The sequence below is a fragment of the Cognaticolwellia beringensis genome (genome assembly GCF_002076895.1).
Lineage (GTDB): Bacteria > Pseudomonadota > Gammaproteobacteria > Enterobacterales > Alteromonadaceae > Cognaticolwellia > Cognaticolwellia beringensis.
In genome coordinates this window covers 3679346-3694036 of sequence record NZ_CP020465.1, presented here as the reverse complement: position 1 = coordinate 3694036, position 14691 = coordinate 3679346, and the positions used below count along the sequence as shown (strand labels likewise).

The following is a 14691-nucleotide window of genomic DNA, read 5'->3' as shown; positions in this document are numbered from 1 at the left end:
TTATACTACGTAAATTGAAATACAGCGAGTAATGCCAAAAGCTAATAGGGTTTATACCAAACGGGTTGCGTTAAATTATCATCAGATTAGCGACTAGTTTTTAACCTTTTGAGCCAATGCCCATTGCCAAGCCTTAGTATCATATAAAGGCACTGTTGATAATGAATGATGATGACTGCCCGACGACTCTTTCGTTGAATAAGACAGGTAAATTAGGGTTTTATTTTCAGCATCATAAATACGTCTTACTTTTAAGCTTTTAAATAAAATACTTTTTGACTCTTTAAAAACCACTTCACCATTTTTTGAGCGATCTATTTGAGCAAGATGTTCAGCTGTTATTTCACCGGTTTGTCGACAAGCAATACTCATATCTGAGGGATCAGAAAAGTCTAAATCAGCTTCTACATGACTAATATGACAAGTTACTCCCGTTACAATCGGGTCTTGATTAGCTTTGATCACCACGTCTTTCGTGGTAAATAGTCCTAAGCTGACTTTACCCACATCATCTGAACAACCCACAAGTACTAAGCCAAAAACCAAACCTAGACAAACTTTAGCAGTTAGTAATTTTTTCGGCGCTACATTTTGCATGTTATGTTTTTTAATCATCTTTAAATATCCCAACAAATTCTTCACCATTTGACGATTTACTCGCACGATACATACCCGTGCTATTAAATGGCATAGTGATATTACCCGCGACATCTATTGCAATAACACCACCAGAGCCGCCCGCTTTAACTAGCACATCATTTATCACTACATCAGCCGCTTTTTCAAGACTAATACCTTGATATTGCATGCGCGCACAAATATCAGCCGCCACATGATAGCGAATAAAGTATTCGCCGTGTCCCGTTGCTGAAACCGCGCAGCTGTCATTATTAGCATAAGTACCGGCACCTACAATAGGCGCATCTCCAATACGACCGAAACGTTTAGCGGTCATACCACCTGTACTCGTACCGGCGGTTATAGTGCCTGATTTATCAAGCGCCACTGCGCCAACGGTACCAAATTTATATTCATTGTTTAGCGTTTGGTGTGCCGCTTGAAAATCTTTTAACTCTTTTTCTTTCTCCGCCAGCTGCTTTTTCGCTTTTAATAACGACTGGTATCTCGCATCAGTGTCAAAATAACTATTTTCAACACTTTCTAAGCCCTGTTGTTTTGCAAAAACTTCAGCACCTTCACCACTAAGCATGACATGAACCGATTTTTCCATCACAGCTTCTGCTAACGCTATGGGACTTTTAACCGTTTTTACACCCGATACTGCGCCGGCATTTAAGGTTTTACCATTCATAATTGACGCATCAAGTTCATGCTCGCCATCAAAAGTGTAAACCGCACCTTTGCCAGCATTGAACAATGGCGAATCTTCTAATATTTGAATCGCTGCAATCACCGCTGTTTGGCTAGATTTTCCATCCGCTAACAAGGCATAACCGGTATCACGTGCTTCCTTTAGCTTATCTTCATAAGCTTTACGCTTTTTTTCGGTCATTTTACTTTTATTTATCGTGCCTGCCCCGCCATGTATGGCGATAGCGAAAGCTTGCTCTTGATGAGCTTGCGCCATATTCACCATAAATAGTGGTGTACTTGCTATGCTTAAGATGGTCGATAAAATAATTTTATTTTTCATTTAATTTCGCCGTTATTTTTCATGTGATTTTGACGCCATAATGGTGTGATTAATTGCTATAAATACAATGTGCGATAAATTCTATATATTTACAAGCTTTCAGCACTTAGAAAACCGACTCAATGTAGACATCATTAAACTCTTTCGTTATTGTACTGGTCATACCATTATATTATCTTTATAGGCCAATCGCTTATAACGCTAAGGATTATCATGACCGAACAACGCGTAAGTGTAGAGATCACCAATAACATCGCCCACGTTAAACTGAATCGCGCTAACAAGCTTAATGCGCTAGATATGCCGATGTTTATTGCCATTCGTAGCACCATTAAAATATTGCGTAAAAACCGTGAAATACGTGCGGTTATCGTATCGGGTAATGGTGACGATTTTTGTTCCGGCTTAGACGTAAAGTCCATCATGAAATCGCCAATGAACATGCTAAAACTACTCTTTAAAGTTTTACCTTGGCGATCTAATTTAGCGCAAGTGGTTTCAACCGGTTGGCAAACTATTCCCGTACCCGTTATTTGCGCTATTCACGGTCGCTGTTGGGGAGGTGGTTTACAAATCGCCTTAGGCGCAGACTTTAGATTTTCCACACCTGACAGCTCGCTCTCTATCTTAGAAGGTAAATGGGGATTAATTCCTGATATGGGCGGCACAATAGCTCTGCGAGACCTGATGGCGATTGACCAAGCGAAAAAACTCGCCATGACAGCAGAAATGTTTACTGGTGAACAAGCATTAGCCTTAAATTTAGTGACCGAAATAACAACAACACCACTCGCCGATGCTCAAGCTTTCGCACTTTCCTTGGTGTCACAATCTCCAGATGCCATTGCCGCAAATAAAAGGCTATATAACAAAAGTTGGAAAGGCAGCAAAGGTATCGCGCTGTTTCGAGAGTCTTACTATCAGATTAGAATTTTAATGGGTAAGAATGTGCATCGAAAAATTTATAATCAAACCCATGAAGCTGAACAACACAAGGCTTTTTTGACACGTAAGAAGTGGTAGATAACCACTATTTAAATGACCAGCCCAGCGTGATGCTGTTAGATAAATATTACCCTTTTATAATGTGGTTCAGCCAAGGATTGATATCTGTCGAAGCTAAAGTAACACGTCTTCTTTTCCAAAATTATAATCATTAACTGCCTTTATATTTTGAGCTACTTTTGGCATTAAAAAGACGTTGAGCTTATTTCAGCTTGATAGACAACAAAGTCACAAGAAAGGTCGTTCAAATAATAGCATGGGCTTACTTCAAAACACCTAAAATAGGGCTATGTTCTGGTCAAGCTGAGCCGCTCACTTTCTCTTATATTTTAAAACTCAATCGATGACATCGCTACACTATTTTTATAGTCTTACCTTGCGAATATATCGTTTAAAAACTTTGCTTCTTCACGAGCATAAAACAACCTATTTTCAAATTTACGCCAACCATGTCCTTCATCTAAAAATCGAATATAATCCGCTCTAACGCCATTTTTTCTTAAGGTTTTCACCATCACTTCAGTTTCTGACACATCAACCCTAGGATCTCTAACACCGTGAGAATATAGTACAGGCACATCAATTTTATTCGCTTGCCTGATAGGAGAGTTCTTGCTGTAATATTCAAGCCACTTAGCATCAGTGATATCACCATACTCTATACGGTCACTCGCTTTTAACGAGGGAGAAGCGACTTGCAATGCGGTGACCCAATCCGATACGCCAAAAAGTGATATACCCGCAATAAAATTACCGGGGTAATTTGCCAACGCAGCATTTACAGCATATCCACCATACGAACCACCTCGAATAACAGCACGTTCGGTGTCGACACTACCTTCTTTTTTCAAAAAATCGAGCATATCAACAAGATCACGAATACTATGTAATCTATTTTGTTGATCATCTAAAGTTACATAGTTATGTCCAAAGCCAGTAGAGCCTCGAACATTTGGATAAAACACGGCAATACCACGTCCAAGTAAATATTGGGCATGAGGACTAAACACTGGACGAGATTGACCTGCTGGCCCACCATGTACAGAGAAAACTACAGGAGGAAGGCCTTCACCTTTAACTGTTTCTAGCTTTGGCAGATAAAGCAATCCTTGCAATTGAACCCCGTCTCTAGCATTCATGGTAATACTTTTAGGTTCTACTAAGTTTTCAGAGTCTACTCCAGCCATATTAGTTTCAAACACGGTTTGTTCAATGCGTTTCTCTAAATCGACAACGATAATTTCGCCAGGATTTTTCCATTCATTTATAGATACAACTGCTTTATTGACATTCGCATTACAAGATACATAGATAACACCTTTCGAATTTTCAGCGAGTGCCTTAGTTACCTGAGTCTCATTATCCTTTATAAAAAGTTTGCTATATCCACCTTGGTTAACACTCCAAAGTAAGAACCTATTATTTTTACCACACAATTTTACATATTCAATATCACCTTTAGCCTTTATTAAGGTATTAAAACCTTCACCTAAACGGTAGTAACGTAGCGATGAATAATTTGCATCAAGGTTGCTCGATAAATAGAATCCTTTACTATCGTTTGTCCAACTAATACCGCCACTTGAATGTGCTGCTCTGCGTGTTGGTACAGAAAGTGGCTTTAATTGGTTTGTGCCTGTAGTTAATAAATAAAGGTTATCTGAATCTTCGCCAACTAATTCACTTACTAATATATGCTTACCATCGGGTGAAACTGAACGAGCAAACAACCCCATTTTACCCTGCAGTAAAAGTTTACTTTTTCCATCAGTGAGGTCAGCTTGATATAGGTCGAAGTCTAACTTATTTCTTTCTGACGATGCATAAACTATGGTGTTTTCACCCATAAAACCACCAAACATTCGAAAGCCACCAGAGACCGAGGGTAAAATAAGGGATTCTTGATTGCCGCTTGAACTTATAAGGTAATAGGCTTCTTGTTCATCACCATTATTATCTGCGCCGTAAATTATATTATTTGTATTCTTTGCCCATCGATAAAAAGTTACACCATTACCAAAAGTCAATTGTTTGGGCTGTCCACCGTCAATAGGCATAGTCCAAAGTTGTCTTTTACCTGTTATGGACCAGAAAAAGGCTATGGTTTTACCATCATATGACAAAGATGCGGCGCTTGGAGCCTGATTTAAAACAGTATAAAATCTAGAAATATCTACCGGTTGTTCTCCAGCAAGACTAATAGAACCGCCTTCGCTAGACGGTTCTATTGCCTTAATGCTTTCATCATAACCTGACATCCCACCAGCAGAATATTCTATGTTGTCATCCGTTGTGTTAACACATGACATTAAGTTTACTATAAGAGTTAACAATAAAAATTCTTTAGGAAAATACATGCTGTCTAACATCCTTATTTTATGTGAAATTTTTAATTATTAGGCAAAATATAATTAATAACTAAGTGTAGAATTAGATCGATAATACTTCAATGTATACTCCAAGTTCATTAATCTAAAATGTCTGCTTTAGCCCCAATTCGACTAACTCTATTTTGTCGTTACATCCAAATTTATAGTCATTCAGTATTTTTAGAACCCAAGGCTAGATATGAGCAATGACGGGCGTACGCATTTAACTTATGACCCCTTTATTTGTTTGCGCAACGAATCGCAGTTCAGAATAGATTCTCCTGTATTTTTTATGTCAGGCCTCGGCATCTTGATGCTCTATTTCTCTCATGTTTTTTCGTTGCACATAGTTTTGTTGTTTATCACAATTACAGAGCTACTCGGCTAACTCTACTGGTATTTAGCTAGCCATGTGGGGGTACGCTCCTTATCACGATTTTCATACGCCTGAATTGCAGGTAATAGAGCTAAATTAAAATCTTTCTCTTTGTCAGTACCTATTGCGGTGATAGCCATTGTGAACCATGCTGTAACGCTCCCCTGTGGTGGTGATTCGAATTTTGGAAAATGAGGAGTAACTCCAGTTCCACTTAACCATTCTTTTGGTAGATCTGGTTTGAGTATCAGCACACGTTAATCTAGTTATAGAATAGGATTAGTTGTAGATTCATTGCTTTGGTTAGATAGGTTTAATCGTTTGATGAGTTTACCTTGGCTTTACGCGAGAACTAACTTTATAAATGTAAGCTAATCTCGGCTAATTACGAAAGATATGCTCTTTGTAGGAAAATTGTGTACGGCAGCTATGTTAGCTTAAACCAGTCCAACAAAAGCATCGTATTTCGGTTGGAATCAACCTAAATATGTTGTTGTTTTCTCAAAAGCTAATATCAACAATAGACTCAAAAAAGACTAAAATTGTTACTTGCCTAAATAGTCACTTTATCCGACACAGTGGTCTTTAAAATTAATAGCTCCTTAGTCTTTTTGTCGTGTTCAAATAACGTAGGCCTAGCTTTAGCTACCAAAACCGCCAATCATGAAGTCAAATTGGGATGACTTCAAACTTCCTCGCTCAGACCTTAGATGTGTTATTAAAACCATATATTGGAAAAATTAATTTTTAATACCTGCTTCACAACCTGTTTCATAGCATTTCATTTGCTTCAGACAATCCTCATCATCACTTTGACACATCATGCCAAGGGTTTTTGTTTCGCGTTTATTGACTTCTCTACCTAACAAGTTGGAAACAAAATCTGATAATAAATCCTGGCTGGAAAATGCCACCATTTCAATATGGTTTAATTTTCATATTTATTTATCTTAATATACTTATTATCAATATCAGTCTAATCAGAAGCAAGTGTTACTCTGTCTTTAGTCGATGTATATATATAGCTTGGGAACTTTATCAGCTGAATTTTTACAAAATATCAATATCTTCCGGGGAAATTTCAGAATCACGAAAGATAATTTTAGTGGCTTCCTCAATGGTATCTATCGATATCAGTTGAGTGTAAAACACCTTACTGTATAAGTCCTCCCATAATGCTTTACTCGATTGGCTAAAGTTAGTCATAGGTGCGATTAAATGCAGGTGTGACCCCTCTACTCTTTGGGCTAAAGCTTGGGCAGGCACAGCGTCCATAGATAAACCAACAAAATGTACTTTTTCAGGATTTCGTCGCTTAATTTCAGTAATTAGAGGTGAAACAAAATCAAGGCCAAATTTAAAGTTTTCTGAATTTTCAGCACTCTGAATAACAAAAACTTCAGCACCAGTAATATGCTGAAGCCAAGCTTGATGTGGAGACAGTAGCTTCATAGGCTGACCGTAGCCAGCAAAAACAAAAAACAATTGTGTTGATAAGACGCAGCTCTAACGTTGCCTTGATAGACAACAAAGCCACTATTGGTGACATACATCTAATTTTAAAATCGGGACAGGAGTTTGGTTTTACACCATTATCTTGATATGAAGCTATACCAGAAGTTCTTGTAATGTTTGCAGTAATTGATCTTTAGCGCTTTAACACTTAATTACGTCCAAGCGGACGTTCTGAGTTCTGTACCGATATCTAAATGTAAACGAAAATAGGTAATAAGCCCTTCTACACAGCAATTATTATTCTATTAATGGCATTTTTCCACATAAGCTTTCTATGCAATCACCTTCATCACAATACAACCGTAACCATTTGATTAAATTATATTTTTGTGACTTTAGCTTAATGTTAAATATCAAAGATATTACGATAAATCGCCGATTAACAACTTTTACCATGTTCTATGTGATAAGAAATCACAACTGAGTTAGTGGCTCTATTAATAAAGAGCTCAGCAGCTTTAATGCCTTTTTCTTCACTATTTTGATGCACAGTAGTTATGGATGGGGTTGAACGTAAAGCTTCATCAATGCCGTCAAAGCCAACCACTCTAATATCTTCAGGTATCTTAAGACCCATTGCGTGAATTTCTTTAACTGCCGCCAAGGCAATAATATCACTCATGCAAAGTAAAACATCAGGACGAGGGGTTGATGTTAGCGCTTCCCTAGCCGCAATTAATGCAAAATGATGGTTACTTTTAGGAAGATTCCAAACACGATCAGACCTTAAATTAACATTCGAATCTTTAAGTGCTTGTCTATAGCCATTTAAACGCTGATGAGAAATTGAACACAAGGCATTACTAGATGTGGGTAACTCATATACACGACAAGTCAGATCTGATTCTAGTAGCCTTAAGCCTAAAATGGCAACTTCATCATCGGTTGATTTAATGGCAAGCTTTGCAATCTCATAAGCCGCTTTTTCATTATCTATTCCAACAGAGGCATTGCGGTCTATATCAAAATCGGCAGTAACGACTTTTTTTGAAGTCACTCTTAACTGTTCTATTAATTCAGGATTTCTAGGTGAGCCATAACAAATAAAGCCATCAACAAAATCAGCAACAGAGTTAATGTTATCTGATATACCTGAAAACAAAAGTAAGTTGACTTTACTTTTCTCTAAAACCGACGAAACCCCTTTCACAAAGTCACTTGCTACAGGGTCTGTTACCATATATTCAAGGCTATCAGGCAGCACTAAAGCCACAATATTAGACTGACCTTTTCTTAACGATTGGGCGGCTTTATTTGGACCTGAATATCCTAATTTTTTGCACGATTCAAGAATATCAATGCGTTTATTTTTGGATAGTTGGTCAGGTCTATTGAATGCATTTGAAACGGTGGCATTTGATACCCTCAGTTCTTTAGCAACACTTTTAAGCGTCCAAACTTTCTTGTCAGTCATGTTTACCTTTTACCGTTATTTTAATATAAAACCAGCAACTATAGAGTTGCTGGTTATTATACTACTGATTTTACGATATAAAAAACGCTGTATTAATATCTATTTAGCATGATATGTAATACATCATTACTTAAGACAAATTTAACAGGTTATTTAAACTGATAATACGAGAACTATTATCTTCATTTATTTCAATATGTGCGATATTTTCGACTAAATCAACCATTAGCCTGATGCTCTGCTGCTTGTTTTTCCACGACATTTTCAATGTGGATTTTTCACTGACAATCGAAAACTCACCATTAAAAGCTGTACAATTATTACGTAATTGAATAAGTTCGATCATCGCTTTGGTAAACGGTTTCTTTAGTGCTGCTTCAATACCGGCACTATCAAGGTACGGACGATTAATATCCCTACCAACATTCGATTTAGATAATAATTCCATGGCATTTTTCTCCGCCAACAAACCTGCGTAATATACCTGCGGGGTTCCTGGTGCAAAAAACTGAATAGCTCGGGCAACTAAATAGTCAAAATCACTTTGGCCAAGTGCATCGTAATAAGTACAATTTACTTGATATAAATCGACATTACTCGCGGCGGCTCCTGTTGCTTTTTGGCTTTCACCAGCGCTGTTTACATGAATAGTTTTCACGAGATTATCAATTTCATCATTACTGAGTAAGCCCGGTTTACCATTCATAGGGCCCACATCAATGATACCAATGCCATCGTGTGTATCTAACACGGTAATACAATTTTTGGGTGAAATATTTAACCACTTTGTTAGCGCGCTAAAGTCTTTAGTAAAAATGCTGTGTAACACTAAAGGCGGTAAAGCAAAGTCATAAACTCGGTCAACTCGCTGTGCAATTTCAATTTGAGTTTGATAATAAGAGTGAATTTCTACTAGTGTTTCAATGCCTAAATCATTTGCTGCCTTACTTAGCTCATCAATGAACTCAAAGGTTTCATCTAGCATAAAGCAACTAGTGCCTGCTTTTTTAAGCGCATAGCCTGCCGCATCTAAGCGGATCATCTTAATATTATTTTCAGAAAATGTTTTTAAAATACGAATTAAATATTCTTTACCTTTGTCTGATGTAATATCTATATCAATTTGATTATCAGTAAACGTTGTCCAAAAATCGGCACTTTCATTATTAGGTAACGCGAAGTTAGTAAAGCAACTGCCAGGCCTAGGGCGGTATATTTTGTCTGCATCACTTTTACTTAAGCCGCCAGGGAACACTTTATCTTTTGTTAAAAACAAATCCCAATACGGAGATTCTTTACCATACTGTAATACACTTTGAAATTCTTTAGACTTAGCCGACATATGATTAACGATAAGATCGGCCATTAATTCATGTCCTTCACCTAATGCTTTTATATCGTTCCAGTTACCTAATCGGCTGTCAACTTGGGTGTGATCTATCGGGTCGAAACCCGCGTCGCTACCATCAATAGGGTAATAAAATGGCAATAAATGAATGCCAGAGAATAAATCTGCCAGTTGATCATTTAAAATATTGTTTAATGTTTTAGTATCTGAACCGGTTAACCTATCAATGTAGGTGATTAGCTGAACATTATTTTTCATAACTTTACCATTTAATTTCAAGTTGCATCTTAATCGATTAAGGCTTATGTTTATATACTATGCAACTTTAATCAAGAATAATTTTTACTTTTTAAGTTGTTAAGACGATAAGAATTGAATACGCATTGAATAAGGTGTTAATTTTTTAGCTATTATTTTGCTAAAAACCCTTTGTTAAATAAATAGAATATAGCGAGTCTATATGCATTTGCCTCTTTATTTGATAAAGCGTTTTATATTTTTGGCTCAGTTAGCTTAAAAACCATCAACAATAAAAATCAATTGTATTACATGGTCAAATATACACACTACAAAGTGTTAACTGTGTTGTTAATCTTTGTTTAGAGTGTTGTTTAGTGTGGTGTTAAGGGTGTAGTTTGGGGAATTATAATTATGACAACAAAATTTGATACGGGGCCATTATCTTTTAAAGAAAAGGTAGGTTATGGCATGGGGGATATGGCTTCAAACTTCTATATGGGGTTCTTTGCGCTGTTCCTGCTTTATTATTACACGGATGTGTACGGTATTTCTGCTGCTGCAGCAGCAACCATGTTATTGGTGACAAAAGTTATTGATGCCATTAGTGATCCTGCTATGGGCTTACTTGCTGACCGCACAACCACTAAGTGGGGCAAGTATCGCCCTTACTTGCTTTGGATGGCAATTCCTTATGCATTGCTTGGTTACCTTTTATTCTTAGGTCCTGAATTTGGTGACACCGGTAAATTAATTTTTGCTTACGTATCTTATTCATTGGTCATGCTAGCTTATACCGCGATTAATGTTCCTTATTCAGGGCTCATGGCAGTTATTCATCCTGAATCAGGCGAGCGGACTAAAGCGGCACAATTTAGATTTATTTTTGCCTCAATAGGCTCGCTAGTGGTTGGGGCTTCCGCAAAGCCTTTAGTTGAGTTTTTAGGGGGTGGCGATGAACTACTTGGTTTTCGCTTAACTATCATTTTATTTGCAGTGCTTTCCGTCGCCGTTTTTTGGTATACCTTTGCAGTTACCAGAGAAAGAGTCATGCCTAAAAAGCATGAGGCTAGTATCAAAGATGATCTATCAACTTTATTGAAGAACAAGTCATGGTTGATACTAGTGGGCACTGGGGTTTTTATTGTTGTTGGCTTGGTTGCACGTTTTGCGTCAATCGCTTATTACACTAAATATTATATGAATGACGACGGAAGTAATGTATTTTTGTGGATGGACCAAACAACATTTATTATTTCATGTGGTTTGCTAGGCCAGCTATTCGGTGCGCTGATTACCCCCATGTTGGTTGCTCGTTTTGAAAAACATAAATTAATGTTTGTTACTAATTTCTTCCATGCAATATTATTATTTTTCGGCTTTACTATCTCCCCAGATAATGTCGCACTTACAACCATAGTTCATACCTTAGGGATTATTACCTTTGGTATTGCAATCACCTTGTTATTCACCATGTATACCGACTGTGTAGAGTACGGGGAATGGAAAACAGGTAACAATAGTGCAGGTTTAACGGTGTCAGCTTCTATGTTCTCATTGAAGTTTGGCTCTGCTTTAGGTGGTGCATTACCGGGTTTTATTCTTGCTGCATTCGGCTTTGTTGCTAATCAAACCCAAACGCCTGAGTCAATTGAAGGTATTCGTTATATGTTTAATATATTGCCCGCGGTATTCTTCTTGTTGGGAGCCGTGCTGATACTTTTCTACAAAATTGACCGCGCTCAATTAACACAAATTGAATGTGATTTAGCTGAACGTCGCAGCTGAGCTAGCAAGGTTATGTAATATAAAGGGCGTAAGTGAAAATTTACATATGCCCTTTATTCGTTAACAGTCTAAGCAATCAATAAGCTTGTATAGTAGAAGAGCTGCATAGGAATAAGCTCCCAAGGCATAACTGAGTTAAGGCGTGTAGCTCTACAAAATTAATCTACAGTTAATAAACTAACAATAGCTGTTAGTTGTTCTATCTAAAAATCATCTTAGTTATCAATGAATAATAAAAATAAATAAATTAAATTTAAAAAGTGCTTGCAAAGTAATCATATTTTCAATAATAATTACTTAATCGATTAAGTTGGATTACAGTATCAAACATAACTATTTTAATAATTAAAAACATATTATAAAAGCAACATGGGGTGACCAAATGCAACAGTTCACATATAAAAAATTACTATTGAGCACATTAACTTTAGCTATATGCTCAAGCTTAAGTGCCGCAGAAATAACCGATGAAGCCGCAATAGAAAAAAAAGGCTTAGACTTTGAACGAATAGTTGTAACAGGTGCCGCAGGTAAAGGTTCTACTGTTATGGCATCAAGTGTTTCAGTAAGTAGCTTATCTGCTGATCAAATTGAAGTAACAACACCGAGAAGTTCAGCCGAAGCTTTTAGATCCATCCCTGGTATTCGTTCTGAGTCGTCTGGTGGTGAAGGTAACGCAAATATTGCTGTACGTGGTCTTCCTGTGGCTGCTGGTGGCGCAAAATTTCTACAATTACAAGAAGATGGATTACCCATTTTACAATTTGGTGATATAGCTTTTGGTAATGCCGATATTTTCCTTAGACTCGATAGCACAATGTCATCAATCGAATCAATTCGTGGTGGCTCGGCTTCTACTTTAGCAACAAATGCTCCAGGCGGCATCATTAATATCATCAGTAAAACAGGTGAGTCTGATTCTGGCAGCGTAGCGACAACCATTGGTTTAGATTACGATCATACTCGTACAGATTTTGAGTTTGGCGGCGAGCTAAACGACAGCATGTATTTTCATCTTGGTGGTTTTTATCGTCAAGGTGAAGGACCAAGAGAAGCGGGTTATACAGGTAATAAAGGCGGACAAATTAAAGCCAACATTACCAAAGAATTTGATAAAGGTTACGTGAGACTTTATTACAAGCACTTGGATGATAAAACCATTGCTTACTTACCCATGCCAGCCAGTTCAAATGGCAAGTCAGTGGGTAGTTTCGACCCTTCATCAGATACGCCTCATTCAGCATATTTCACCTCAATATTAAGCACTGACGGTGATGGCAACCTTCGCCGTGCAGACATGCGTGATGGCATGAACCCAACGGTTGACTCTGTTGGTTTAGAGGCTGTATTTGACTTGGGTAATGACTGGTCGATTGAAAACAGATTTAGAACGTCAAGCACGAAAGGCAGTTTTACCTCGCCATTTCCAGAAAGCATTCAAGATAGTCAAACGCTTGCTGGTAGTTTAGCGGGTACAGGCGCGCAATTGACTTATGCAAATGGTCCTCAACAAGGTAATGCTTATACTGGCGCTAACTTAATGCGTATTCATACCTTTGATGTTGAAATGAGCAACTTAGATTTCATGGTTAATGACTTAAAAATATTAAAAACTATTGGTGATACCAACATTACTTTTGGTTATTACAAGTCATTACAAAATATCGAGCAATCATGGCTTTGGAATTCTTATTTATCAGAAGTTAAAGGCGACAACGCAGCACTTATTAATGTTGCAGCGGCTGACGGTACAAGTTTTTCTGATAGTGGTTTAATTGCTTATGGTGTTCCAGCGTGGGGCAACTGTTGTACACGTAACTATGACCTTCAATATGACGTAACAGCACCTTATATTGCCATTAACTCAGTTTTTGGTGATTTTACTATCGATGCAAGTGTTCGTCATGACAGCGGTGAAGCCACAGGTACATATGCTGGTGCAGTGCAATCTGAAATAGACATGAACAGAGACGGCGAGATTTCAGTGCCTGAAATGAGCGTATCTTCAGTAAATAATAGTGCGCCTTCTATTGTAAATTATGATTGGAGTTACACATCTTACTCAATTGGTGCTAACTACATTGTAAATGACGATTTAGCTGTTTTTGGTCGACTAAGCCGTGGTGGTACAGCTAATGCTGACCGTTTAGCTTTTGGTAAAATTGCCGCTGATGGCTCAGTAGCCGATGAAGATGCTGTTGATGAAGTTGACCAATTCGAAGCTGGTATTAAGTTTCGCCAAGATAAACTATCGGTATTTGCGACGGCTTTCTTTGCTGAAACGCAAGAGCAAAACTTTGAAGCAACAAGCCAAAAGTTCTTTGACCGTGTATATGAATCATATGGTCTTGAGCTAGAAAGCGCTTATTACATTGGTGATTTTGATATTCGTGGTAATGTTACTTGGACTGATGCAGAAATTACCAAAGATGGCGTAAATTCAGCTTCAGTGGGAAATACCCCAAGAAGACAAGCTGACTTTGTTTATTCACTAACTACGCGCTATAACTTTGAACAAGGCTCTGCGGGTCTTAGCTTAATAGGTACTTCAGAAGCTTATGCGCAAGATGGTGGTGATCAAAGTGCAGACGATATCCTTAAATTTGATGGCTACACGCAAGTAAATGCCTTCGCTCAATATTACCTTTCAGACACGTTTAGCATTGCGTTGAATGTTAATAACCTGTTTGATACTACAGGTATAACAGAAGCTGAAGAAGGTAACATTCCTGCGAATGATATTATCAGAGCAAGAACGATTAACGGCAGAACAAGTAGTATTACGCTTAAATACGACTTTTAATTTGTCATTAACAACGTAAGACACAATGTAGCAAGAACAAGCCCATTTTATATGGGCTTTTTTTGGGCTTTATTCACTGAATTGAGACGAAAATGTCATTATTTCAACGTAAAGTGGTGAAAGGTATTTGTAGAGTAAATAAAGGTATTTTCCATATAGTTTGATGAGGTACATAATAACAC

General features: G+C 37.6%; 9 protein-coding genes. 3 read left to right on the top strand and 6 right to left on the bottom strand.

What is annotated here, in order from left to right:
* Nucleotides 1-93 precede the first annotated feature (93 nt).
* Both B5D82_RS15515 and B5D82_RS15510 read right to left on the bottom strand, forming a co-directional pair.
* Nucleotides 94-615, bottom strand: coding sequence for a CreA family protein (locus B5D82_RS15515; protein ID WP_245807487.1), 522 nt, complete (start codon nt 613-615; stop codon nt 94-96).
* Entirely contained in the window at nt 608-1654 is a 1047-nt protein-coding gene (locus B5D82_RS15510) for an isoaspartyl peptidase/L-asparaginase family protein (protein WP_081152794.1), read from the bottom strand. The genes B5D82_RS15515 and B5D82_RS15510 overlap by 8 nt, the downstream gene beginning before the upstream one ends.
* 213 nt (nt 1655-1867) lie before the next feature.
* Here B5D82_RS15510 and B5D82_RS15505 point away from each other — a divergent pair, with 213 nt between their 5' ends.
* On the top strand, nt 1868-2677 hold the full coding sequence (locus B5D82_RS15505; RefSeq protein ID WP_081152793.1) for a crotonase/enoyl-CoA hydratase family protein: 810 nt from the start codon (nt 1868-1870) through the stop codon (nt 2675-2677).
* Nucleotides 2678-3030: 353 nt separating this feature from the next.
* Here the strand turns inward: B5D82_RS15505 and B5D82_RS15500 are convergent, their stop codons facing one another.
* The 4 genes from B5D82_RS15500 to gtfA all read right to left on the bottom strand — a co-directional run bounded on the left by B5D82_RS15500 (nt 3031) and on the right by gtfA (nt 9939).
* Nucleotides 3031-4968, bottom strand: coding sequence for a S9 family peptidase (locus B5D82_RS15500; protein WP_157673914.1), 1938 nt, complete (start codon nt 4966-4968; stop codon nt 3031-3033).
* 1486 nt (nt 4969-6454) lie between these two features.
* On the bottom strand, nt 6455-6856 hold the full coding sequence (locus B5D82_RS15490; protein WP_157673913.1) for a hypothetical protein: 402 nt from the start codon (nt 6854-6856) through the stop codon (nt 6455-6457).
* Nucleotides 6857-7298: 442 nt separating this feature from the next.
* Nucleotides 7299-8333 carry a LacI family DNA-binding transcriptional regulator gene (locus B5D82_RS15485; RefSeq protein ID WP_081152787.1) on the bottom strand — a complete coding sequence of 345 codons (1035 nt, stop codon included), beginning with the start codon at nt 8331-8333 and terminating at the stop codon, nt 7299-7301.
* 130 nt (nt 8334-8463) lie between these two features.
* The gene (gene gtfA / locus B5D82_RS15480) at nt 8464-9939 is read right to left on the bottom strand and encodes a sucrose phosphorylase (RefSeq protein ID WP_081154543.1); all 1476 of its coding nucleotides are present in this window, start codon (nt 9937-9939) and stop codon (nt 8464-8466) included.
* A 393-nt stretch (nt 9940-10332) separates the two neighbouring features.
* On the opposite strand from gtfA, the gene B5D82_RS15475 reads away from it, so the two are divergent.
* Together B5D82_RS15475 and B5D82_RS15470 are read left to right on the top strand one after the other, a co-directional pair.
* Nucleotides 10333-11706, top strand: a complete 1374-nt coding sequence (locus B5D82_RS15475) for an MFS transporter (protein WP_094122817.1) — start codon at nt 10333-10335, stop codon at nt 11704-11706.
* A 382-nt stretch (nt 11707-12088) separates the two neighbouring features.
* Nucleotides 12089-14509, top strand: coding sequence for a TonB-dependent receptor domain-containing protein (locus B5D82_RS15470; protein ID WP_081152784.1), 2421 nt, complete (start codon nt 12089-12091; stop codon nt 14507-14509).
* Nucleotides 14510-14691 lie beyond the last annotated feature (182 nt).